This window comes from Serratia sp. FGI94 (assembly GCF_000330865.1).
GTDB classification, from domain to species: domain Bacteria; phylum Pseudomonadota; class Gammaproteobacteria; order Enterobacterales; family Enterobacteriaceae; genus Serratia_B; species Serratia_B rubidaea.
The window spans coordinates 2,116,829-2,142,241 of sequence record NC_020064.1; the positions used below are offsets into that span (position 1 = coordinate 2,116,829).

Consider the following 25,413-nt stretch of genomic DNA (forward strand, 5'->3'; position numbering starts at 1 on the left):
AAGTTCCGATAGATTCCGTTTAAGGAAAAGGATAGCAAGCATGTCAGAAACCCTTTCACTGCCTGAAACCCGGCTCGATTATCAAACCTGTCCGCTGGTTGCGGCGCAGCCGGGCATCTGGATCGCCGATCAGATTGCGCAGCGGCGCAACAGCTTTGCCGTGGCGCACTACACCGAACTGCGCGGCGAGATTGACCGTTCGTGCCTGGAGCGCGCCATCCGCCAGGGGCTGGCGGAGGCCGACACCGTGCAGGCGCAGTTCTATGAGTCGGCGGACGGCGTGCCGCAGCAGCGCCTGCCGCTGCGGGCCGATCCGGCTCAGGTCGCGCCTGCCGAGTGGCTGGACTTCAGCCAGCGGCCGGACGCGGAGCAGGCCGCGCTGGCGCTGATGGAGGACGATCTGGCGCAGCCGCTGCCCGCCGACGGCGAGCGGCCGCTGTATCGTCAGGCGGTGATCCGCGTCGGCGCCGGGCGCTGGTTCTGGTATCAGCGTTTCCACCATATCATGCTGGACGGCTTCAGCTTTGACGCCGTGACCCGGCGTATCGCCGATATTTATCGCGCGCTGCGTCAGGGGGAAGCGCCGTCGCCGTCGCCGTTTACCCCGTTCGGCGAGGTGGTGGCGGAGTACCGCCAGTGGGAAAGCTCGCCGGCGGCGGAGCGGGCGGCGCTGTTCTGGCAGCAGCGGCTGAGCGATCTGCCGCCGACGCTGTCGCTGTCGCACGAAAGCTGCGCCGTGGCAGACGATGCGCGGCCGCTCAAGCAGTCGCTGGTGTTGCCGGCGGCGCTGTTCGACGCGCTGCAGGCGGATGACGCGTTGCAGCAGGCGCAGCCGGCGGACATCGTCACCGCGGCGCTGGTGGTGTATCTGGCGCGCATCAGCGGCGAAAGCCGCCTGTCGGTGGGCTTCCCGTTTATGCGCCGCATGGGATCGCAGGCGCTGGCGGCGATCGGGCCGGTGGTGAATGTGTTGCCGCTGCAGCTGACGGTTACGCCGCAGATGTCGCTGGCGGAAACCTGTCGGGCGGTGGTGGCGGAGATCAAACAGGTGCGCCGCCATCAGCGCTATGAGGCGGAGCAGATCCGGCGGGATTTGGGGCTGGTGGGGCAGCAGCAGGAGCTGTACGGCCCGGTGATCAACGTCAAGGTGTATCACAGCGCCTTATCCTTTGACGGCCAGCCGGCGGTGACGCATACGTTGGCGATGGGGCCGGTGGACGATCTGGAGTTTGAGCTGGGTTTCCGCAACGAGGCGCTGTACGTCTCGCTGGTGGCCAACCCGCAGAAATATTCCGCCGCCACGCTGCGTCAGCATGCCGAGCGCATCGGTCATCTGTTGCAGCAGCTGGCGCGTCAGCCGCACCAGCCGAACGGCGAACTGCCGCTGATTGGCGAGGCGGAGCTGCAGCGGCTGGCCGCCTGGGGGCGGGGGCGCGAACTGGCGGCTCCCGCCGGCATGACCTCGATCGTTGACGCACTGCTGCAGCGGGTGGCGCAGCAGCCGGAGGAAACGGCGGTGGCGTGCGACGGCCAGAGCCTCAGCTATCGTCAGCTGTCGGAGCGGGTGATGCAGCTGGCGCGGGTGCTGATTGACCACGGCATCGGCGCGGAAGACGTGGTGGCGATCGGCATTCCGCGCTCGGTCGACACGCTGGTGGCGCTGTTTGCGGTGCTGGCCAGCGGCGCGGCCTATATGCCGCTCGATCTGGACTACCCGCGTGAGCGTCTGGCGCTGATGTGTGACGACGCCAAGCCGGCGCTGCTGCTGACGCAGCGCGGCACGCTGCCGCAGATGCCGGAGCTGCCGCAGGTGTGGTGTCTGGATGACGCGCACTGCCGTGCGCAGTGCGCCGCGGCGGCGTCTCATCCGCTTGACGATGCCGAACGCCGCGAACCGCTGCATGAGGCCCATCTGGCCTATATGATCTACACCTCCGGCTCGACCGGTCGGCCGAAAGGGGTGATGTCGACCCACCGCGGCCTGCTGAATCTGTTCCTGTCCCATCAGGCCTATTTGTTCGGCCCGGCGATTGCCAAGTATCAGGCCCGCCACGGGCGGCGCATGCGCGCCGGACACACCGCTTCGTTCTCGTTCGACTCCTCCTGGGAGCCGCTGTTCTGCATGATCATGGGCTGCGAGCTGTATATCTTCGACGAAGAGCTGCGGCGCGACGCCTGGGCGCTGCTGGAGCAGACCCGCCGGACGCCGGTGGATCTGCTGGATATCACGCCGTCCTTCTTCTCGCAGATGGTGGACTGCGGGCTGCTGCAGGGCGAGTTCCCGCTGCCGTCGTTTGTGATGATCGGCGGCGAGGCGGCGACGCCGACGCTGTGGAACCTGATGCAGCAGCACCCGGAGGTGGAGATCCACAACTATTACGGGCCGTCGGAGTACACCGTGGATACGCTGGGCGCGCCGGTTGCCGCCGCCGACCAGCCGGTGGTGGGGCGCGCGGTGGCCAATACCGAGGTGTGGCTGCTGGATAAACGGCTGCAGCCGGTGCCGATCGGCGTCGCCGGCGAGCTGTATATCGCCGGTAAAGGCATTGCCCGCGGCTATCTGCGCCGCCCGGACCTGACAGCGGCGCGCTTTGTCGCCAACCCGTTCAGCCGCGGCGAGGTGATGTACCGCAGCGGCGACCTGATGCGCTGGAGCAGCGACGGACAGCTGGTGTTTATCGGCCGCACCGATCACCAGATAAAAGTGCGCGGTTTCCGCGTGGAGCTGGGCGAGGTGGAAAGCGCGCTGGCGGCGCTGCCGCAGGTGGGACGCGCGGTGGTGATTGCCGAAGCGATCGGCGCCACCCACCGGCTGATCGGCTACTGCTCGGTGCAGGATGCGGCGCTGCGGGCGTCGCCGACGCTGCAACACGATCTGCTGGCGGCGCTGGCGAGCCGCCTGCCGGACTATATGGTGCCGGCGCTGCTGGTGGTGATGGACGAGCTGCCGCTGAACGTTAACGGCAAAATCGACCGTCAGGCGCTGCCGCAGCCGCAGCAGGCGGTGAGTCGCGTCAGCCGCGCCGCGGCCAACGACGCCGAGCGGTTGATCTGCCAGGCGATGGCGCAGCTGCTGGGTATGGAGCGCGTCGGCGCCGACGATGATTTCTTTGCGCTGGGGGGCGACAGCATCTCGGCGATGGGGCTGGGCACCGCGCTGCGGCGCGCCGGCTATCTGTTGCGGCCGCGCGATATCTTTGCGCAGCCTACGCCGGCGCGGATGGCGAAAGCGATGCAGCCGCTGGCGGCGCAGCGCCAGCCGGCGCGTGCGGTGCAGCACGGGCCGCTCGACGGCCTGCCGATTCTGCATGCGTTCGGCGAACAGGGCGATATCAACCGCCTGTTTGCCCACGGGGTATTTCTGCGCGTGCCGGCGGCGCTGGAGGCTGGCCAACTGCGCCAGACGCTGACGCAACTGCGCACGGCGCACCCGGTATTGGACGCGCGCACCCGCGCCGGGCAGCTGTGGGTGGGGGAAAGCGCCGGGGCCGACTGCCTGCGGGTGCAGACGCCGGAAGGGGAACTGGAAGCGGCCGCCGAGCAGGCGTTCGACCAGGCGCTGAGCCGGCTCGATCCCGCCGCCGGCGTCATGATGCAGGCGGTGCTGCTGCAGGGCGACGGCCGGTCGCAGGGGCTGGTGCTGACCATTCATCATCTGGCGACCGATGGCGTCTCCTGGCGCATCCTGTTGGAGGAGCTGCGCCAGCTGGCGGAGGCGGCGATGCGCGGCGAAACGCCGACGCTGCCGGCGGAAGAGACCTCGCTGTATGAATGGTCGTGCTGGCTGCGGGAAGAGAGTGAGAGCGCGGCGCGTACGGCGGAGCTGCCGTTCTGGCGGGCGATGCTGGCGGACGGCGCGCCGCGGCTGGGAACGCGCGCGCTGGATGTGGCGCACGATCGCCCGGCGGCGCTGCGTGAGCGACGCATGCTGCTGGACGGTGAACTGACCGCCGCGCTGTTGGCAACGCTGCCGCACAGCTACCGCGCCAACGTGGAGGAGATCATCCTCAGCGCGCTGGCGCTGGCCTGCCGTCAGCGTTTCGGCGCCGCGCAGCTGCGCATCGGCGTCGAGTCGCACGGCCGCGCCGACGTCGGCGCCAACGATCTGGCGCGCACCCTGGGCTGGCTGACGGCGGAGTATCCGCTGTTGATCCCGTTGGACGACGCGCCGGCGCATCAGGCGGTGCGCGCGGTGAAGGGCGTGCTGCGTGCGGTGCGCGATCGCGGTATCGGCTATGGCCAGCTGCGCTATCTGCATCCGCAGCACCGGGCTGAGCTGAGCGAACTGGCGGCGCGCAATGCGCCGGAGATCCTGTTCAACTATCTCGGGCGTTTTGCTCAGGAACAGGCGCTGTGGACGCCGCAGCGCACGCAGCAGCGTTTCCGCGACGTCTTTGCGGTGGCGCAGGATGAGCAGCAGACGCTGAGCCACTCGCTGGAAGTGAATATTTTTGTCGAGGAGGGGGCGCTGCCGCGTCTGGCGGTGAACTGGCGCTGGCTGCCGGCGATTTTCAGCGAGCAGGATATCGCGGCGCTGCACGACGGTATCGGACAGGCGCTGAGCCAGCTGACGGCATTTGCCGCGCGTCAGCCGGCGCAGGCGGCGGCGACGCTGGTGGCGGCCGAACTGGCGCCGCTGACGGTCAGCGACGGACAGCTGCAGCAGTGGCAGCAGCGTCACGGGCCGCTGGCGGACGCGCTGCCGCTGTTGCCGCTGCAGCACGGCTTGCTGTTCCATGCCCAGACCGCGGCGGTCGGCGGCAGCTATAACTCGCTGACCCGTCTGAGCCTCAGCGGCGAGCTGAATGAACAGCGTCTGCAGCAGGCGCTGGATGCGGTGGTGCGTCGTCATCCGCAGCTGGCGGCGCGCTTTGCCAATGAGGGCGAGCCGCTGCAGCTGTTGCCGCTGCTGGCGGAGGGCGACAGCCCATGGCCGCTGGACGTGCAGCAGTTGCCGGCGCTGTCGGCGCAGCAGGAAGCGCAGGCGCTGCACACGCTGGAGCAGGAAGAGCTGACGCGCGATCTGTTCAATCAGGGCGGGGCGATGCTGCATGCGCTGCTGGTCAGGCACGGCGATGAGGCGCGCTATACGCTGTTCCTTAACGCTCACCACCTGATTGTGGACGGCTGGTCGACGCCGGTGGTGTTGGGAGATCTGCTGACCGCGCTGTATCAGGGGCCGACGGCGCTGACGCCGCTGCGCACGCGTTACGGCGATATTGTGCGGCAGCTGACGGCGCGCGACGCCTCGGCGTCACGACAGATCTGGCGACAGACGCTGCAGGACGCGCGGCCGACGCTGCTGTTCGGCGATCGTCCGCACGATGAGGCGGTGCACGAGCTGGCGATGACGCTGCCGCCGGCGCTGGAGCAGCGGCTGCTGAGCCTGTGCCGCGAGCGCGGCCTGACGCTGAACAGCGTGATGCAGGGCATTTGGGCGCTGCAGCTGGCCAGCCACAGCGGCCAGCAGGACGTGGTGTTCGGCTCGCCGGTGTCCGGCCGTTTCGGCCAGATTGACGGCGTGGAGGAGCACGTCGGCCTGTTCAGCAATACGCTGCCGGTGCGGGTGCGGCTGGACGGTCAGCGTTCGCTGTGTGAGCAGATGGTGGAGCTGCAACAGCAGCAGATCGCGCTGCTGGAGCATGACGATCTGGGGCTGGGCGAAATTCAGCGTCTGGCAGGGGCCGGCACGCTGTTCGACACGCTGCTGGTGGTGGAGAACTATCCCGACAACGGCGCGCTGCTGGGGGGCGATCGGGCGCTGCGCTGCGACGCCATCGCCAACAAAGGCTATACCCACTACCCGCTGACGCTGCTGGTGCTGCCGGGCGAGCGTCTGCGTCTGCTGATGGAGTACCGCGCGTCGGTGCCGCAGCCGCAGCGCTTTGCCGATCGGCTGATGCTGCTGCTGACGCAGTGGATCGAGCAGCCGGACCGGCCGCTGGCGCAGTGGCAGCTGCAAACGCCGCCGGAGCAGGCGCTGATCGCGGCGGTGAACCAGACCGCGCAGCCGCTGGCGGCGACCACGCTGCCGCAGGCGGTGGCGCAGCAGGCGGCGCGCACGCCGGACGCCGTGGCGCTGCAGGATGCGCAGCACTGCCTCAGCTATCGTGAGATGCAGCAGCAGACGCGGCAGTTGGCGCTGCGTCTGCATCAGGCCGGCATCCGGCCGGGGGATATCGTCGCCGTCGCCCTGCCGCGTTCGGTGCGGCTGAGTCTGGCCCTGAGCGCCATCGTGCAGCTTGGCGCCGCCTGGCTGCCGCTGGATACCGGCTACCCGGATGAACGGCTGGCCTATATGGTGGCGGACGCGCAGCCGCGGCTGATTATCAGCGACAGCACGCTGGAGCCGCGCTTCGCCGCGCTGGCGTCGGTGCTGACGTTTGATGAGGTGTCGCCGTCTGGCGAACCGTTGCCGGCGGACGACGCGGAGCCGGTGGTCGACCCCGACGCCGCGGCCTATGTGCTGTACACCTCCGGTTCGACCGGGCGGCCGAAAGGGGTGGTGGTCAGCCATCGGGCGATTATCAACCGGCTGTACTGGATGCAGCATGCCTATCCGCTCGACGGGCGCGACGTGGTGCTGCAAAAAACGCCGTGCAGTTTCGACGTCTCGGTATGGGAATTCTTCTGGCCGCTGATGGTGGGGGCGCGGCTGGTGATGGCGCCGCCGGAGGCGCACCGCGATCCGCAGGCGCTGACGGCGCTGATCGACGACTACGGCGTCACTACGCTGCACTTTGTACCGTCGATGCTGGCCATCTGGGTGGAGGCGTTGGCCGAACAGGCGTCGCCGCGCGGCGTGCGTAGCCTGAAGCAGGTGTTCTGCAGCGGTGAGGCGCTGTCGTGTGAACTGGCGGCCCGCTACCAGGCCCAGGTTGGCGCGCCGTTGCATAACCTGTACGGCCCGACCGAAGCGGCGGTGGACGTCAGCTATCAGCCGGCCTTTGGCGCGGCGCTGGCGGCGATCGACGGCGCCGGCGTGCCGATTGGCCGGCCGGTGTGGAATACCCAGCTGCACATTCTGGATGCGCTGCTGCGGCCGGTGCCGGTCGGCTGCGCGGGCGATCTGTACCTCAGCGGCGTACAGCTGGCGATAGGCTATCTGCAGCGCGCCGACCTGACCGCCCAGCGCTTTGTGGCGTCGCCAGCGGGGGACGGCCAACGTATGTACCGCACCGGCGATATCGCCCGCTGGCTGGAGGACGGCAGCGTCGAATATCTGGGACGCAGCGACGACCAGCTGAAGATCCGCGGCCAGCGCATTGAACTGGGTGAGATCGAACAGGCGCTGCTGGCCCAGCCCGGCGTGGCGCAGGCGGCGGCGCATGCCATTGTGCTGTCGCCGCAGGCCGCGCCCGCCGGCGGCGCGGATATGCGCCAGCTGGTGGCCTGGCTGGTGCCGCAGCCGGGCGTTGAGTTGGATACCGCCGCGCTGCGGCAGGCGCTGGCGCAGCGTCTGCCGGCGCATATGCTGCCGGTCAGCTACGTGCTGACCGACAGTTTCCCGCTCAGCGCCAACGGCAAACTGGACCGCAAAGCCTTGCCGCAGCCGCAGTACCGGCAGGCGACGGGGCGGCCGCCGCACGGCGACAGCGAGATACTGGTGGCCGGGCTGTTCAGCCGTATTCTGCAGCGCGACGGCATCTGCGCCGGGGACGATTTCTTCACGCTGGGCGGGCATTCGCTGCTCGCCATGCGGCTGGCGGCGGAGCTGCGTCAGCAGTCGGGGCGCTCGCTGTCGGTCGGGCAGATTATGTTTGCCCGCAGCGTGGAAAATATGGCGGCGCTGCTGGATGAGGCGCAGCCGGGCGGCAGCGCCGAAAGCCGCGGCGCCGGCGAAATCCTGCGGCTGCGCGACGGCGACGGCCCGGCGCTGTTTTGCCTGCATCCGGCCTCCGGCTTCGCCTGGCAGTACGCCGGCCTGCTGCGCCATCTGCCGGGCGCCTTCCCGCTGATCGGCCTGCAGTCGCCGCGGCCGGACGGGGCGATCGCCCGCTGCGATACGCTGGAGCAGATGGTCGATCGCCATCTGGCGAACCTGCGCCGCCTGCAGCCGCACGGCCCGTACTACCTGCTGGGCTACTCGCTGGGCGGCACGCTGGCCCATGCGATGGCGGCGCGCCTGCAGCAGCAGGGGGAAGAGGTGGCGTTCCTCGGCATGCTCGATACCTATCCGCCGGAAGGTCAGGACTGGAGCGGGCCGAGCGAGGAACAGGCGCAGCAGGAAGTGGCGCAGGAGCAGGCGGAGTTTATGGCGGAGGATGATGGCGATCCGGCGCTGCGGGCGGAGAAGACGGCGATGTTCAACGACATCGTCGCCAACTACCAGGACGCGGTGCGCCTGCTGTCCACGGCCCGCAGCGCGCGCTTCGACGGCACGGCGACGCTGTTTGTCGCCAGCAGGACGCTGCCGGCGGAGATGGACGTCAACGCCGCCTGGGCGCCGTATCTGCAGCGGCTGATCTGCTACCCGCAGGCCTGTGAACATGCGGATATTCTGTCGCCGGCATCGCTGGAAACGCTCGGGCCGCTGCTGCATTCGCTGTTAACCCGCCAGTACCGACTGGCCTGACCGACGGGCCGGCGGCTGCCGCGGCCGCCGGCCTCAGCTAACGAGTGCGGACAATAATGACAAGGTTGAATGTGAGACATTATGGCTAAACCCTCTTTTTTGCTTGATTTCAGTTTGCTGAAAAACAATGCGCATTTCCGGGCGATTTTCTGCGCCCGCATGCTGTCGGTGTTTTCGCTGGGGATGCTGGCGGTCGGCGTGCCGATTCAGATCCAGGCGATGACCGGTTCGACGCTGCAGGTCGGGGTGGCGGTGGCGCTGGACGGCGTCGGCATGTTTATCGGCCTGATGCTGGGCGGCGTGCTGGCCGATCGCTTCGACCGCCGTAAGCTGATCCTGTTTGCGCGCGGCACCTGCGGTCTGGGCTTTGTGGCGCTGAGTCTGAACGCCTTCGCCCCGGCGCCGTCGCTGTGGGCGCTGTATCTGCTGGCCGCCTGGGACGGCTTCTTCGGCGCGCTGGGTATGACCGCGCTGATGGCGGTGATCCCGCTGCTGGTGGGGCGGGAAAATCTGGCCGCCGCCGGCGCGCTCAGCATGATCACCGTGCGTCTGGGGGCGATTCTGGCGCCGGCGCTGGGGGGCGTGATTATCGTCGCCGGCGGCGTGGGGGCGGCGTTTGCCGTGGCGGCGGCCGGCACCCTGGGCACGCTGATCCCGCTGACGCGGCTGCCGACGCTGCGGCCGCAGGCGCAGGAGCCGGAACATCCGCTGCGGGCGCTGGCCAGCGGCGTACAGTTTGTCTGGCGGCACAAAGTGGTGGGATCGGTGGTGCTGCTGGGGATGCTGATGAGCATCGTCGGCGCGGTGCGCATTCTGTTTCCGGCGCTGGCACAGGAGACCTATCAGGTGGGCACCTCGGCCGTCGGCCTGATGTATTCGGCGGTGCCGCTGGGGGCGATGCTGGGAGCCTTTACCAGCGGCTGGGTGCCGCGCTTCCCGCGGCCGGGGGTGCTGATGCTGAGCGCGGCGATCTGTGCGTTTGTCGCCATCGCCTCGCTGGGGGTGTTCAGCAGCCTGCTGCCGGCGCTGATCGCGCTGGTGTGCTACGGCTATGCCAACGCCATTGCCTCGCTGCTGCAGTTTACGCTGATCCAGAGCAACACGCCGGACCATCTGCTGGGGCGGGTGAACAGCCTCGGCACCGCGCAGGACGTCACCGGCGACTCGTTGGGGGCGCTGGGGCTGGGCGTGGTCGGCAGGGTGCTGACGCCACTGCTCAGCGTGCTGACTTTCGGCGGAGCGGCCGCGGCGATCGGCGTGCTGCTGGCGTGCTGCGTGCGTACGCTGCGCCACTGTGCGCTGCCTGCGTCACCGCAGGAGGAAGAGGAGGAATCGGCGGGCGGGGAACCGGCGGCGGCGGACTCCCGGCCCTGAGTTGCACGCTTTGAGTTACGGTGTCACGTTGACGAACTGTTGCTCCAGGGCGTCCAGCAGGTTGTTGGCGCTGTAATAATCCAGCCTGAAAGTATCCAGACCCATCGCGTAAACCCGCTGCCGGCGCACCGCCGGCAGCTGCGATAGAAACGGGTTGCCGGCAAACTTATTCACCGTCCGGCCGTCGGCGGAAAACAGCAGGACGGTAGCGCCGGTGATCGCCCGCGCCATTTTTTCCCCGCTGAGCTGAATAATATCGTTGCGCTTGCCCTGCGCGCTGTTGCCGCTGATGCCCGGCGGCAGCGACGCGAGGGTAAAGCCCAGCTCCTGCAGCAGCTGTCCCTGCGCCGACGCCGGCGTCCAGATATTCATCCCGCGTCCGTCTTCGTAATACACCAGCGCCGAAGTGGGCTGCGGCGGCAGGGCGATACGCTGTTTCAGCGTTGCCACCCGCCGCTCGAAGCGCGCGACGGCGGCCTGCGCATCCGCCTCATGGCCGGTGATCTTGCCCAGCTGCTGCGTCAGGCCCTGCCAGCTGATATTGCCGTAATCAATCACCACCGTCGGGGCGATGGCCGACAGCTGGTCGTACAGCTTCAGCGCGGAGTCGCCGCCGGTGGCGGACATCACGATCAGATCCGGCGCTTCGGCGGCGATCGCTTCGGCGTTGGGCTCGCTGATATACAACGGCTTCAGTCGGCGCGCCTGCGCGGCCTGGCTCCACTGGGTGAAAAAGCCCTGGCCGTCGGCCACCGTCGAGTTGCGCGCGGTGGCGCCGGTGCCGACCAGCGGGGCGTTAATCGCCAGCAGCGAACCGGTCAGCGTCACGCTGGTGGAAACGATGCGCTGCGGCGGCTGCTGCAGCATCACGTCGCCCTGCGGCGTATGCAGGGTGCGCGGCCAGGCGGCGTCCGCGGCATAGCCCGCCGGGGCGGACAGCAGCAGACAGGTCAGTAGGGGGGAAAATAGCGGAAATAAACGCGAGGGCTGCACGGCCGGTCACTCCTTGATAGCGAAACTGAAAGATACATCGCGTCAGGCTGCAGGGCGATAGCTAGCTGACTAACGATTTTTTGCAATATGTTTTTACATCAACAATACAAATAATTATAGTTCTCATTCGTATTACTTCGCGAGGCCTTTGTGCTATCGCGTGATTAATATGCCGCAGGGAAAGACATCAATACCGGGATCGCCGCGCTTGCAGGTGATTGAACACGGGCACAGGGAAAATCGGCGCCAGCGCGCGGCGGCCATCACGCCGGCGCATGTCGCCCACTGACAATAATAAAACCCGTAAGGATAAAATAATGATTTTGGCTAAACGCCGTAGCCGGCCTGGCCGCGTCCGTACCCTGATCGTCGGCGGCCGGGGGATGCCGGCGCTGTCAGCCCTTGCCGTACTGGTGAGCGCCGCGCTGCACCTGCCGCAGGCCGCCGCGCAGGCGACGGAACAGGAAGATACCATCCTGGTGGAAGCCGCCGCCGGCGACGACGACACCACGCAGCAGGACTACAGCGTGCCGATTACCCGGGCGGGCACCAAGATGAATCTGACCGCCCGCGATATTCCGCAGTCGGTCAGCGTGATCGGCCGGCAGCGCATGCAGGACCAGCAGATGCAAACGCTGGGCGACGTGCTGAAAAACACCACCGGCGTGTCGGAGAAAGTGGCCGACTTTGACCGCAGCACCTTCTATTCGCGCGGTTTCCTGATCGATAACTACATGGTGGATGATATTCCCACGGTGTTCGAGGAGCGCTGGAACCTGGGGGATTCTGCCTCGGACACCGCGCTGTATGAGCGCATTGAGGTGGTGCGCGGCGCAACCGGCCTGATGACCGGTGCGGGCAACCCGTCCGCCGCGGTGAATATGTTGCGCAAGCATGCGGACAGCAAAACCTTTACCGGCAATCTCTCCGCCAGCTACGGCAGCTGGAACAAACAGCGCTATGTGCTGGATCTCTCCGCGCCGCTGACGGCCTCGGGCAATGTACGCGGCCGCATGGTAGCCGGCTATCAGGATAACGACAGCTATATCGAGCGCTACAGCGCCAACAAGAAGTTCCTGTACGGCGTGGTGGACGCCGACCTGAGCGACAGCACCACGCTGTCGGCGGGCTATGAGTATCAGGAAACCAACGCCGACAGCCCGCCCTGGGGCGGCGTGCCGCGCTGGTATCGCGACGGCGGTAAAACCAACTATTCACGTTCGTTCAACACCGCGCCGGACTGGGCCTATAACGACAAGCAGTCGCGCAAACTGTTCGCCACGCTGAAGCAGCGCTTCGGCAACGGCTGGCAGTTCACCCTGAACGGCACCCACAGCGAAACCAAACTCGACAGCAAAATGCTGTATATCGACGGCTTCTTCGACCGTAACAGCGGCATCGGCGTCAGCGCCTACCCGGATTATCCGGTGGTCGGCGGCACCGGCTACAACACCGGCACGCGCAAGGTGCATGCCGTTGACGCCTTCGCCAGCGGGCCGTATCAGCTGTTCGGCCGCCAGCATCAGCTGATGGCCGGGGTCAGCTACAGCCGGCAGACCAACCGCTACCTGAATGCCTTCGCCAACCTGTCGGCCGATGACGTCGGCAACTTCAATCACTGGAACGGCCAGTTCCCGGAAACCGACTGGGGCGAGATGAGCGTGGCGCAGCAGGACACCATCCACCAGAAATCGGCCTATGCCGCGACGCGCATTTCACTGGCGGATCCGCTGCATCTGATCGCCGGCGCGCGCTATACCCAATGGAGCACCAGCACGCTGACGCAGAATATGGCGAAAAACAACGTCTCCCCGTACGCCGGGCTGGTGTATGACATCAACGACACCTGGTCCGCCTACGCCAGCTACACCTCGGTGTTCAAGCCGCAGACCTACCGCGACAGCAGCGGCCGCTATCTGTCGCCGGTCACCGGTAAAAACTACGAGGCCGGCCTGAAAGGCGACTGGCTGAGCAGCCGCCTGACCACCTCGCTGGCGATCTTCCGCATTGAACAGGACAACGTGGCGCAAAGCAGCGGCCATGTGATCCCCGGCACTAGCGAAACGGCCTACTACGCGGCGCAGGGCACCGTCAGTAAAGGCATTGAGTTTGAAGTCAACGGGGCGGTGACCGACAACCTGCAGATGACCTTCGGCGCGACCCGCTATGTGGCGCAGGACGGCGAGGGCGAGGCGGTCAATCCGACCCTGCCGCGCACCAGCGTGAAGCTGTTCGCCGCCTACAACCCGCCGGCGCTGCGCCAGCTGACCGTCGGCGGCGGGGTGAACTGGCAGGCGCACACCTGGCAGGACGTGGCCGGGCCGGAAGGCAACGGCACCCTGCACGCCGAGCAGGGCAGCTATGCGTTGGTCAACCTGTTCGGCCGTTATCAGCTGACCAAACGGCTGACGCTACAGGCCAACCTTAACAACCTGTTTGATAAACGCTACGACACCAGCGTGAGTCAGTACGTGGTGTACGGCGCGCCGCGCAATCTGTCCGTGACCGCCAACTACAGTTTCTAATTTTTATGCTGAAAAAGAGGGTTCCGATGAATAAGAAAAAATCTGCGCTGATGTTGTTGATCGGGCTGGCGCTGGCCGGCTGCAGCGCCCAGCAGGGCGGCCACGTTTCCGCCGCGGCGGCAGACGCGCCGGCGGCCGCGCAGGGCGCGCCGCTGCAAAACAACGCGCTGGGCGAAGGGCTGTATGAAATGGCCCTGACGCCGGACGGGCAGGCGATGTACGTCGCCAGCGCGCAGGGCTTTAAGGACGTGCAGGGCGGCGCGATCTATAAGCTGGATCCCGCCACGCTGAAGGTGCTGGGGATCACCCATACCGATCTGAAAAACTTCGGCGTAGCGATGGATCCGCAGGGCAAGACGCTGTATGTCACCAACTCGCTCGACGGCGGCGTCAGCGCGCTGGATATCGCCAGCGGCAAAATCACTGGCCGCCTGCTTTTCAGCGAGCGTAATGACAAGGGCTTCCCGTACGGCGCGCGTGAAATTCTCTGGCACGACGGCCAGCTGTTTATCGGCGGCGTGGCGGATCCCGGTGTGATCTGGGTGGTGGATGCCAAAACGCTGAAGCTGAAAAAGCGCATTAACAACGCCGGGAAGTGGGTGACCGGCCTGCACTATTCGGCGCAGACCGGGCGCTTGTATGCCGCCAACGGCGGCGGCGAAATTCTGGTGATCAACCCGCACAGCTACGCGATTGAGCAGCGCTGGCGGCCGCTGGGGGAGAAGCCGGCGCTGCTGCTTAATCTGGCGGAAGATGCGCACGACGGTCGGCTGTTCGTTACCGACAACTCGAAAGCCAAAACCACGCTGGTGCTGGATATCCGCAGCGGCAAATTGCTGAAGCAGTTGGACAACGGCGATTCGCTGGCGGTCAAGTTTAACCCGCAGCGCCAGGAGCTGTACCTCACCCAGCGCGAATCGGGCAAATTGCTGATCCTGGATGCGCACAGCTACGCGACAAAACGCAGCGTCAGCCTGCCGCCGCACCCGAACAGCCTGCTGCTGTCCGCCGACGGACAAACCCTGTACGTCACGGTGAAGCAGGCGTTCAACAAAGACGGCTCCACCCAGGGGCCGGACCGCATCGTGCGGCTGCCGCTGAATCAATAATCTTTCAGGCCCGCTGATGCGGGCCATTTTTTGCTTACTTTGCTGAAACTATTATGCACAACACCACATACACTCAATGTTTGGGCAAAACGCTGTTGGCGCTGGCGATAGGCGCGCTGACCCAGGGCGTACAGGCGGCGCAGCCGCAGGAAGAGACGCTGGTCGTGCAGGGCGCGCGCGACGACGGCTTTACCCCCGGCGGTAACGATCCGCTGCCGGCCTATCTGGATGGGCAGGTGGCCTATGGCGGTCGTCTGGGGATGCTGGGCGAGCAGCGGGCGATGGACGTGCCGTTCAACGTCATCAGCTACACCGCAAAAATGGCGCAGGACCGGCAGGCGAAGACCGTCAGCGAGGTGGTCAGCAATGACGCCGGCGTGCAGCCGGTGCAGGGCTACGGCAACTTTGCCGAAGGCTATCGCATCCGCGGTTTCCAGTTGGACGGCGACGATCTGACTCTCGGCGGTCTGGCCGGCGTGCTGCCGCGTCAGGTGGTGGATATGGCGATGATCGACCGCGTCGAGATCTTTAAAGGGGCTAATTCGTTGGTTAACGGCGCCGCCTCGTCCGGCGTCGGCGGCATGATCAATCTGGAGCCGAAGCATGCGGAAGAGACGCCGCTGACGCGGGTGGGCGTCGATTATACCTCGGCGTCGCAGCTTGGCGGTACGCTGGACGCCGGCCGCCGCTTTGGCGACGACGACCGCTTCGGCGCGCGGATGAATCTGGTGCACCGCGAAGGGGAAGCCGCGGTTGACGACAGTAAACTGCGCACCACCATGCTATCGCTGGGGCTGGACTACCGCGGCGAGCGGCTGCGGGCCTCGCTGGATCTGGGCTACCAGAAGAAAAGCTTCCACGGCGGCACTATGGGCGTCAATATCAGCGGTATCGACAGCGTGCCGGCGGTGCCGGACAGCGGCCATAACTACAGCCAGCCGTGGGCCTACAGCGATATCGACAACCAGTTCGGTATGGCGCGCGCCGAATTCGATCTGAACGCCGCCTGGACGGCGTACGCCGGCGTCGGTGGCCAGCACGGCCATGAAACCGGCGTCTACGGCGCGCCGAAGCTGCTGGACACCAGCGGCAACGCCACCATCGGCCGGCTGGATACCAACCGTATTATCGACGCATTCAGCGGGATGGCCGGCGTGCGCGGCAGGTTCGCCAGCGGGCCGATCACGCATCAGGTCAACGTGGGTTACTCCGCGCTGACCAAGCGCGATAAAACCGCCTGGCGCATGTCGACCAATAACCCGACCACCAATATTTACCATACCGATAAGGTGGCGATCCCCGAGAACAGCTACTTCGGCGGCAACTACGACGATCCGCTGACCACCAGCCGTTCGCGCACGCAGGGTTGGCTGTTCAGCGATACGTTGGGGCTGCTGGACGACCGGCTGTTGCTGACCGTGGCGGCGCGTCATCAGAAAGTGGTGGTGCGCGATTACGATAACGCCAGCGGCGCGGAGCAGGCCGATTCGCGCTATAACGCCAGCCGCTGGATGCCGACCTACGGCGTGGTGTACAAGCCATGGCGTCAGTTGTCGCTGTATGCCAACCATACCGAGGCCCTGCAGCCGGGCAGCATTGCGCCGCTGGGCGCCAGCAACTACGGCCAGAGCACCGGCGTGGCCCATTCGAAGCAGAACGAAGTGGGCGTGAAGGTAGATTTCGGCCGTATCGGCGGCGCGCTGGCGCTGTTTGAGATTAAAAAACCGTCGGCGTTGCAGGATGACAGCGGGCGCTACGGGCTGGACGGCGAACAGCGCAACCGCGGCGTAGAGCTGAACGTGTTCGGCGAGCCGCTGTACGGCCTGCGGCTGAACGGCAGTGCCACCTGGCTGCAGCCGACGCTGAGCAAAACCCAGAGCGGCGTCAACGATGGCCATGATGCGATCGGCGTACCGCGTTTCTACGCGGTGGTGGGGGCCGAATACGATATCAAGCCGGTCGAGGGGCTGACTGCCACCGCGCGGCTGCGGCACTCCGGTTCGCAATATGCTGATGCCGCCAACAGCAAGAAGCTTGACAGCTATACCACGCTGGATCTCGGGGTGCGCTACCGGCAGCGGCTTAATCAGGATCGCCATGAGATGGTGTGGCGCGTCGGGGTGGATAACGTGACCAATGAGAAGTATTGGTCAGGGGTTGAAGACACCGGCACCTACCTGTTCCAGGGCGATCCGCGCACGGTGAAAGTGTCGGTAAGCTATGAGTTTTAAGGTGAAAGGGGGCTTAACGTCAGTGCGGTAGGTTAGGTGGCCCGGTAGCGACAGATTCGGGTGTTGACCTTCAGCGCGCATCACGGGCTGTCGAACAAGGAACCTGAGCCAGGGGCAACCGGACAAGGATGTCCGGTTGAGGTGGCACAGGCAGAACGTGCCTAAATGCGGGTGCCGCGTCTACGGCCCCGGCAATTGCCGTTGACTGAGGTGACAGAGCAGCAGCGGGCGTTGACGGCACCCGGCACTGACATAACTTACGTATGGATGAAAACCCGGTTAAGCGGCCTGCGGCAGCTGCTCATGCAGCGGCGGCGTCAGCGCGATCGGCAGCGCCGGCGTGCTGCGCAGCTCGGACGGGGTGCAGCCGAAGCGCTTTTTAAACATATAGCAAAAGTGCGACTGCGAGCCGAAGCCAAAATCAATGGCGATATCAAACAGGCTCTGCTCGGAAAAACGCAGTTTGCGCAGCGCGCCCATCAGTCGGCGTTCGCGGATGTAACGCCCCAGCGAATAGCCGGAAATCTCCTTAAAAACCTTCTGCATATACCAAAGCGAATAGCCGGAGTAGGCGGCGAGTTCGGGTAACTGAATGGCTCGGCCCAGATGGTTTTCTATCCAACGGCTGAGCTCCACGACAAGTGTTATATGAAGTTGTTCGGTCATGTCGGCTGTCAAGGCTGATTGAAACAGTCCGCAGTATGCCTTAAACCTCGGTGGGGGATTTATCGTAAAAATGGGGTCGGGGAAAAAAAATGCGCCGCGCCGGCGGAAGGAGCAAGACGCTGTCGCGGCAGGCCGGGGCGCTAAACCCCGGCCGGGGGCGGGTCAGAAGCGGGTATCCACTGCGTCCGCCAGCATCGCCAGCAGCTGTTCGCTGTCCGACCAGCTGAGGCATGGGTCGGTGATGGACTGGCCGTAGGTCAGCGGCTGGCCGGCGACGATTTTCTGCGTGCCTTCCAGCAGGAAGCTTTCCGCCATCACCCCGGCGACGGCGGAGGAGCCGGCGCGGATCTGTTGGCAGACGTCCTCGGCCACGTCCAGCTGGCGGCGGTGCAGCTTCTGGCAGTTGCCGTGGCTGAAGTCGATCACCAGCTGCTCCGGCAGGTCGAACTCGCGCAGGCTGTCGCAGGCGGCGGCGATATCCGTGGCGTGGTAGTTCGGCGTTTTACCGCCGCGCATAATGATATGGCCGTACGGGTTGCCGCTGGTCTGGTAGATGGTCATCTGGCCGCTTTTATCCGGCGACAGGAACATATGGCCTGCGCGCGAGGCGCGGATGGCGTCGATGGCGATGCGGGTGTTGCCGTCGGTGCCGTTTTTGAAGCCGACCGGGCAGGAGAGCGCCGAGGCCATCTCACGGTGGATCTGGCTTTCGGTGGTGCGCGCACCGATGGCGCCCCAACTGATCAGGTCGGCAATATACTGGCCGATCACCATATCGAGAAATTCGGTGGCGGTCGGCAGGCCGAGCTGGTTGACGTCCAGCAGTAGTTTGCGCGCCATTTCAATGCCGCGGTTGACCTGGTAGCTGCCGTCCAGCGACGGGTCGGAGATCAGGCCTTTCCAGCCCACTACGGTGCGCGGCTTCTCAAAGTAGGTGCGCATCACGATTTCCAACCGATCCTGGTAGCGTTCGCGCATGGCGTTCAGGCGGCCGGCGTAGTCCAGCGCGGCGTCGATGTCGTGAATCGAGCAGGGGCCGATCACCACCAGCAGGCGTTTATCTTCGCCTGACAGGATGCGTTCGATACGTTTACGTGACGCTGTCACGTTAGCGGCGACCGCCGTGGAAATCGGCAGCTTGTCCGCCAGCGTTTGCGGCGTAATCAGGCTGTCGATGCGCGTGGTCCGCAGTTCATCTGTTTTGTGCATGACGTTCTCTGAATCTGTTTTTCTTCTACGGCGGGAGTACCGGGAAGTGATGACGATCACAATAACGCAAAAGCGGCTGATTTCAACCGTACAAAACGAGATTTATTGACCTGACACGGCAAAAAAATGTGGGCGTACCGTCACGCCGCTCGCGCGGCGTGAGCGAGGCGGGGCGATCAGAACATGCGACGGCTCATGCCGAGGATATCGAGGATTTTGGTGGAAATCTCCTCCACCGAATAGTTGGTGCTGTTGAGGTAGCGGATCTGGTTTTTGCGGAACAGCGCCTCCACCTCGGCAATCTCCATCCGGCACTGGCGCAGCGAGGCGTAGCGGCTGTTTTCCCGCCGCTCTTCGCGGATGGCGGCCAGCCGTTCCGGATCGATGGTCAGGCCGAACAGTTTGTGCTGGAAGGGTTTCAGCGCCGCCGGCAGCTGCAGGTTGTCCATATCGTCGGCGATAAACGGGTAGTTGGCGGCGCGGATGCCGAACTGCATCGCCAGATAGAGGCTGGTGGGGGTTTTACCGCAGCGGGAGACGCCCAGCAGGATCACCTGCGCCTGATCGAGATTGCGCAGCGAGATGCCGTCGTCGTGCGCCAGGGTGTAGTCGATGGCGGCGATGCGCGCGTCATATTTGCCCAGGTTGCTGGCGGTCAGGCCGTGGGTGCGGTTCGGCACCGGCGTCGGATCGACATTCAGCTCCTGCTGCAGCGGGCCGACCAGCGCTTGCACGATATCTTGGCAAAAGCCTTCGCTCTGCACGATCACCTGACGGACTTCCGGCGAAATAATCGAATAGAACACCAGCGGGCGTTCGCCGGTCTGCTGGTAAATGGCGTTGATTTGCTGGCTGACGGCGCGCGCCCGCGCTTCGGTTTCGACAAACGGGAGCGAATAGGTGGTCGCCGTGACCGGAAACTGCGACAGCACCGCATGGCCCAATACCTCTGCGGTAATGGCGGTGCCGTCCGAAATATAGAAAACGCTTCTTTCCACCCGTGACTCCTTAATTGAGAAACAGTAATCCTGCTGCTGCGGCAATAGCGCTGCCTGAAGGTTAAGCATAATGGGCTCCAGATGATTCGGCGGTAAAGAGGCTAACAAAAAAAGTGTGACGACAAGAGACGCTTGCTCAGGGAATGGGCAGCGGTGGGGCAAAATAGGAATAATCGGCAGCCGATTGCCGTCTGAAACACTTTTTCTGTTTTTATGAAATATTAATCCTGGCTGTAGAGAAGGCTCGGGGAGGGGGAAAGCGTGCTTCCTCGCGCCGGCGGGGGCAGTTTTTCAATTTAAAGTTTAAATATTATGTAATTTATTGAAATAAAACGCGGTTGACCAAAAAGGGAACGATACCACCCGCAATATTACACTTGGGTAATACTCTTAAAATCCATTTTCTTCATTGGGTTGAACGATTCACCTTTCCATTTCTCATGGATGATTGTGCTAGTCTGGTTGCGCTCAAACCAACGAGCAGTTAACGCAATTGAAGTAGGCTGCGCTCAGGCCCCATAAGCGATGAGCAACGCGAAATAACCGGCCCGGCATTTATGTCGGCAGGGTGCTCAGCCGATGCGCAGCCTAAAGTCCGTCTATACCCTACTGATAGCAATAAGGATTGTCTCGATGCCCAACAATGGCCCAGACTTGCGTAATGTGCTTTGGTATAACCAGCTTGGCATGAACGATGTTGACCGCGTTGGCGGCAAAAATGCCTCGCTCGGTGAAATGATCACCAATCTTTCCGATCTGGGCGTGGCCGTGCCAAACGGTTTTGCCACCACCGCACAGGCGTTTAACGATTTCCTGGAACAAAGCGGCGTTAACCAACGCATTTACCAGCTGCTGGATAACACCGACGTTGACGACGTCACGCAGCTGGCGCAGGCCGGCGCGCAGATCCGCCAATGGATTATTGATACGCCGTTCCACCCGGAATTTGAGCGCGAAATCACTCTGGCTTACCAGCAGCTGGCCGACGGCGAAGCGGAGGCCTCGTTTGCCGTCCGTTCCTCCGCCACCGCTGAGGATATGCCGGACGCCTCGTTTGCCGGCCAGCAGGAAACCTTCCTTAACGTACAGGGCATCGACGCCGTGATGGTGGCGATTAAACACGTGTTTGCCTCACTGTTTAACGACCGCGCCATCTCTTACCGCGTGCATCAGGGTTACGATCACCGCGGCGTGGCGCTGTCGGCCGGCGTACAGCGCATGGTGCGTTCGGATCTGGCTTCTTCCGGCGTGATGTTCACCATCGACACCGAATCCGGTTTCGATCAGGTGGTGTTTATCACCTCCGCCTTCGGTCTGGGAGAAATGGTGGTGCAGGGTGCGGTGAACCCGGATGAGTTCTACGTGCACAAGCCGACGCTGCAGAACAACAAGCCGGCTATCGTGCGCCGCAACCTCGGTTCGAAGAAAATCCGCATGGTGTACGCGCCGTCGCAGGATCACGGCAAGCAGGTGCAAATCGAAGACGTGCCGGACGAGCAGCGCAACCGTTTCTCCCTCAGCGACGACGAAGTGCAGGCGCTGGCGCACCAGGCGATGCTGATTGAAAAACACTACGGCCGCCCGATGGATATTGAGTGGGCCAAAGACGGCCATACCGGCAAGCTGCTGATCGTGCAGGCGCGTCCGGAGACCGTGCGCTCAAACGGCCAGGTGATGGAACGCTATCAGCTGAACGGCAGCAGCAGCGTGTTGGTGGAAGGGCGCGCTATCGGCCACCGTATCGGCGCCGGCCCGGTGAAAGTGATCCACGACATCAGCGAAATGGATCGCATTCTGCCGGGCGACGTGCTGGTTACCGATATGACCGACCCGGACTGGGAGCCGATCATGAAGAAGGCGGCGGCGATCGTCACCAACCGCGGCGGCCGCACCTGTCACGCGGCGATTATCGCGCGTGAGCTGGGCATCCCGGCGGTGGTGGGCTGCGGCCACGCCACCGATCTGCTGAAAGACGGCCAGAAGGTCACCGTTTCCTGCGCCGAAGGCGACACCGGCTATGTCTATCAGGATGAGCTGGAATTCAGCGTGCAGAGCTCTGAAGTGACCGAACTGCCGGCGCTGCCGCTGAAAATCATGATGAACGTCGGCAACCCGGATCGGGCGTTCGACTTCGCCTGCCTGCCGAACGAAGGCGTCGGCCTGGCGCGTCTGGAATTTATCATCAACCGCATGATTGGCGTGCACCCGCGCGCGCTGCTGGAGTTTGATCAGCAGACGCCGGAACTGCAGGCGGAAATCCGCGGCATGATGCAGGGCTACGACGATCCGGTCGAGTTTTACGTCGGCCGCCTGGTGGAAGGCATAGCGACGCTGGGCGCCGCGTTCTGGCCGAAGCGGGTGATCGTGCGCCTGTCCGACTTCAAATCCAATGAGTACGCCAACCTGGTCGGCGGCGACAAATACGAACCGCACGAAGAGAACCCGATGCTGGGCTTCCGCGGTGCGGGCCGCTATGTTTCCGACAGCTTCCGCGACTGCTTTGCGCTGGAGTGTGAAGCGGTGAAACGCGTGCGTAACGACATGGGGCTGACCAACGTCGAAATCATGGTGCCGTTCGTCCGCACCGTGGCGCAGGCGGAAGCGGTGGTGGCCGAACTGGCGCAGCAGGGGCTGAAGCGCGGCGAAAATGGCCTGAAAGTGATCATGATGTGCGAAATCCCGTCCAACGCCCTGTTGGCGGACCAGTTCCTTGAGCACTTCGACGGCTTCTCCATCGGCTCCAACGACATGACGCAGCTGGCTCTGGGACTGGACCGCGACTCCGGCGTGGTTTCGGAACTGTTTGATGAGCGCAACGAGGCGGTGAAAGCGCTGCTGGCGATGGCGATTCAGGCGGCCAAACGCCACGGCAAATACGTCGGCATCTGCGGGCAGGGGCCTTCCGACCATGAAGATTTTGCCGCGTGGTTAATGGAGCAGGGCATCGACAGCCTGTCGCTGAACCCGGATACCGTGGTGCAGACCTGGATTAATCTGGCGCAACAAAAATAAGCCATTTTAATTAAACTAAGAATAATGCCATAGCCGCAACCTTGTTGCGGCTATTTTATTTCTGAATGTAACTTGGCGGCGGGAGAAAATAATAGCGTTGAAAAATAGAATAAAAAAAAGCCCATCTTAAAGATGGGCAAAGACTACACACAGCAATTCATATGTATGGCATTACATTGTTCGTAAACTTGCTTGGCTTCAGCGAGTTAAAGCAAGATATGGCAATGATACTAAGCACTTAGCGTGATTTAGTCATTAAGATTTGTCCTAATAATTGAATTTTGAATCATTAAATGATTATTTTTCTTCGTATTTAGCGCAATAGAACATGTATTCTTTCAGCATGTTTATTGACGTGACATTCGGCGTGACGAAGTAGGTTTTATATTAATACTGGTTAGCGCAGCGGGGAATGTGATTAATTGTATCAACGCGCCTGCCCATTGCGGGCAGGCGCGATTGAATTACATCTCTTCCAAATCTTTGGCGACTTCTTCTAAATCGGCGGTCGGCTCCGGCGTTTCGTTCATCCAGGCGGTGAGCAGACGGTAGGAGACGGCCAGCACCACCGGACCGATAAACAGCCCGATCATGCCGAAGGCCAGCAGACCGCCGATGACGCCGGACAGGATCAGCACCATCGGTAAATCGGCGCCCATACGGATCAGGATCGGCCGCAGGAAGTTGTCCAGCGTGCCTACCACGCAGCTCCAGACCAGCAGCACGGTGCCCCAGGTAGTGTCGCCGCTCCAGTAGAGCCAGATAATGGCCGGCACCAGCACCGGCAGGGGGCCGAGCTGTGCGACGCAGAAGATAAACATCAGCACCGCCAGCAGCACCGCCGCCGGAATGCCAGCGATCGCCAGCCCGATGCCGCCCAGCACCGACTGTACCAGCGCGGTGACCACCACGCCCAACGCCACGGCGCGGATCGCCTGGCCGCCCAGCAGTACGGCGGCGTCGCCGCGTTCGGCGCCCAGGCGTACGGCGAAGTGGCGGATACCCAGCGCCACCTGTTCACCACGGGCGTACAGCAGCGCGCTGAACAGCACCATCAGCGAACAATGCATCAGGAAGCGGCCGATATGCGCCGCCTGCGAAGCGAACCAGGTCGCGGTACGGCCGAAGTAGGGTTGAACCTTGGCGATCAGCGCGCCGCCGCCGCTTTGGATCAGCGTGTGGTAGCTGTCATACAGTTTGTCGCCGATCATCGGCACCGCATGCAGCCAGGCCAGATCGGGAATATGTACCTTGCCCGGCGTGCTGGCCCAGGCGACCAGCGGCGCGCTGTTGTCCACCACGCTGTTAACCAGCAGCGCAATCGGCATTACGAACAGCAGCACCAGCAGCAGCGTCATCACCAGCACCGCCAGCGAGCGTCGTCCCCAGAGCAGCTTCTGCAGTTTCAGCAGCACCGGCCAGGTGGCGATCACCACCATGCCGGCCCAGGCAAAGCCGAGTATAAAGGGCTGCACCACCCAGAAGCAGGCGATGATCATAATGGCAATAAACAGCACGCCAAAAATTAGCCTTGGTAAATCGTAACGAGGTTGTGGGAGTGTCATGAAAGGCTCTCATCCTATGGTTGGTAGTACCCGCCCGCCAGCGCCTGGCGGGGGATAGATTCCGTTGTTCCCATTAATCATGATGCATTTTGGTTAAATTTCACAGAGAGACAGATAATTAATACTGATGAGAGGGAGTGGGAGCACCGGCTGGTTCGGCTTATCCTGCTGCTGTGCCGGGGCAGTCAGAATGGTAAAGCGGATACGGAAAGCTGTTTTCGTCGAGCAGCCCCCCCCGGCCATAGCCGGGGGTGATGGATGATGGAGATCTTTATGAGTACAACCAGCGACCTGCCTTAGCGGATTCGATGAGCATATTAATAGTGAAGTCAGGGACTATAGGGATATCCCTCTTCTTGAACGGATTTAACAGCTCACTCAGCGGCGGTTCGGGTGGGTAGTAGGTTTCCAGAGCAAAGTTTCCCCGGTCAACGCCAAATTGTTCAAAAAACTCGTTCATCAACGCTTTCGCTTCATCGTCTTCAAGTTGTAGATCCGTGTCCAGGTCAGTGTCTGGGGTGAGCGTTTTTTCCTTAAACAGATAGACACCATCATGTTTGCGGACCAACGCATAAATCCGTTCCTCGATTTCATCTACCATAATTTGTCGGCGCCTCTCGCTATCATGTTGTATTTAGTTACAGTTTTGAACGAAATTTCGGTTACATCCTTGGCAAGAATTATCCATCCGACAACGGGCACTGCTCTGCCAGTAAAGGTACCTATCTTTGCTGTCATTCGGAATTTCATGGTACTTGGAGGGTAACCGCCAATTATCGATGGAAGTTTGATTCCCCATGGAAAGGTAGCCAGACCAAATATTCGCCTTGCTCCTCGGGAAGCATAGGAGGTGTCCTTAATAGTTCCTGCAGGTTTGGCCCTTGTTTTGGAGATATTACGTCCTGAATAAATCGCGACAATAGCCGCAAAGTCATCGATGCCTAATTGGTTGGCCGTTTCTTCACAGAAAATGATGAAAAACAGCTCGCTGGCACTTAAATTGTATCTTCCTGCGTAGAAGTAAGTCCCACCTGACTCTTCAATAGTATCCATACTCACATCCTCAACGACATTTGTTCGTAACATAACCAATGAAGAGGGTGGTTTCAATGCGCTGAAACGGCGAAATGGTCTATTGGCTCATTGAGCCTGATAA

General features: G+C 63.1%; 13 protein-coding genes and 1 other RNA gene. 6 read left to right on the forward strand and 8 right to left on the reverse strand.

What is annotated here, in order from left to right; all coding sequences use genetic code 11:
- Positions 1–40: 40 nt before the first annotated feature.
- Both D781_RS09655 and entS read left to right on the forward strand, forming a co-directional pair.
- On the forward strand, positions 41–8,575 hold the full coding sequence (locus D781_RS09655) for a non-ribosomal peptide synthetase (RefSeq protein ID WP_015672134.1): 8,535 nt from the start codon (positions 41–43) through the stop codon (positions 8,573–8,575).
- A gap of 81 nt (positions 8,576–8,656) precedes the next feature.
- Positions 8,657–9,949 (forward strand): enterobactin transporter EntS, encoded by a 1,293-nt coding sequence (gene entS, locus D781_RS09660; protein ID WP_015672135.1) that lies wholly within the window; start codon positions 8,657–8,659, stop codon positions 9,947–9,949.
- A gap of 15 nt (positions 9,950–9,964) precedes the next feature.
- Here the strand turns inward: entS and fepB are convergent, their stop codons facing one another.
- On the reverse strand, positions 9,965–10,903 hold the full coding sequence (gene fepB / locus D781_RS09665) for a Fe2+-enterobactin ABC transporter substrate-binding protein (RefSeq protein ID WP_102025007.1): 939 nt from the start codon (positions 10,901–10,903) through the stop codon (positions 9,965–9,967).
- Positions 10,904–11,325: 422 nt separating this feature from the next.
- Between fepB and fhuE the strand changes: the two genes are divergently transcribed.
- Genes fhuE through D781_RS09680 form a run of 3 tightly spaced genes read left to right on the forward strand, consistent with a single transcriptional unit; the run spans position 11,326 to position 16,807 of the window.
- Entirely contained in the window at positions 11,326–13,467 is a 2,142-nt protein-coding gene (fhuE, locus tag D781_RS09670) for a ferric-rhodotorulic acid/ferric-coprogen receptor FhuE (RefSeq protein WP_233494135.1), read from the forward strand.
- 26 nt (positions 13,468–13,493) lie between these two features.
- Complete coding sequence (locus D781_RS09675) at positions 13,494–14,576, forward strand: YncE family protein (protein ID WP_015672138.1); 1,083 nt, start codon at positions 13,494–13,496, stop codon at positions 14,574–14,576.
- A 53-nt stretch (positions 14,577–14,629) separates the two neighbouring features.
- Positions 14,630–16,807 (forward strand): TonB-dependent siderophore receptor, encoded by a 2,178-nt coding sequence (locus D781_RS09680; RefSeq protein WP_015672139.1) that lies wholly within the window; start codon positions 14,630–14,632, stop codon positions 16,805–16,807.
- 279 nt (positions 16,808–17,086) lie between these two features.
- Here D781_RS09680 and D781_RS09685 read toward each other — a convergent pair whose 3' ends face one another.
- The 3 genes from D781_RS09685 to D781_RS09695 all read right to left on the reverse strand — a co-directional run bounded on the left by D781_RS09685 (position 17,087) and on the right by D781_RS09695 (position 19,749).
- A complete protein-coding gene (locus D781_RS09685; protein ID WP_015672140.1) occupies positions 17,087–17,473 on the reverse strand; it encodes a helix-turn-helix domain-containing protein in 387 nt (128 codons plus the stop codon).
- Positions 17,474–17,635: 162 nt separating this feature from the next.
- Positions 17,636–18,682 carry a 3-deoxy-7-phosphoheptulonate synthase gene (locus D781_RS09690; protein WP_015672141.1) on the reverse strand — a complete coding sequence of 349 codons (1,047 nt, stop codon included), beginning with the start codon at positions 18,680–18,682 and terminating at the stop codon, positions 17,636–17,638.
- Positions 18,683–18,858: 176 nt separating this feature from the next.
- On the reverse strand, positions 18,859–19,749 hold the full coding sequence (locus D781_RS09695; protein WP_015672142.1) for a pyruvate, water dikinase regulatory protein: 891 nt from the start codon (positions 19,747–19,749) through the stop codon (positions 18,859–18,861).
- A 564-nt stretch (positions 19,750–20,313) separates the two neighbouring features.
- Here D781_RS09695 and ppsA point away from each other — a divergent pair.
- Positions 20,314–22,692 carry a phosphoenolpyruvate synthase gene (gene ppsA, locus D781_RS09700; RefSeq protein ID WP_015672143.1) on the forward strand — a complete coding sequence of 793 codons (2,379 nt, stop codon included), beginning with the start codon at positions 20,314–20,316 and terminating at the stop codon, positions 22,690–22,692.
- A 109-nt stretch (positions 22,693–22,801) separates the two neighbouring features.
- On the opposite strand, the gene rprA is transcribed toward ppsA, so the two are convergent.
- The 4 genes from rprA to D781_RS09715 form a co-directional block, all read right to left on the reverse strand.
- Positions 22,802–22,910: antisense sRNA RprA (rprA, locus tag D781_RS22685), an RNA gene on the reverse strand.
- A 246-nt stretch (positions 22,911–23,156) separates the two neighbouring features.
- Positions 23,157–24,257 (reverse strand): AI-2E family transporter YdiK, encoded by a 1,101-nt coding sequence (ydiK, locus tag D781_RS09705; RefSeq protein ID WP_015672144.1) that lies wholly within the window; start codon positions 24,255–24,257, stop codon positions 23,157–23,159.
- A 271-nt stretch (positions 24,258–24,528) separates the two neighbouring features.
- Positions 24,529–24,861: a DUF1493 family protein gene (locus D781_RS09710; protein ID WP_102024968.1), complete on the reverse strand. Its 333-nt coding sequence runs from the start codon at positions 24,859–24,861 to the stop codon at positions 24,529–24,531.
- Positions 24,852–25,310: an STM2901 family protein gene (locus tag D781_RS09715; RefSeq protein WP_015672146.1), complete on the reverse strand. Its 459-nt coding sequence runs from the start codon at positions 25,308–25,310 to the stop codon at positions 24,852–24,854. The genes D781_RS09710 and D781_RS09715 overlap by 10 nt, the downstream gene beginning before the upstream one ends.
- Positions 25,311–25,413: the final 103 nt, after the last annotated feature.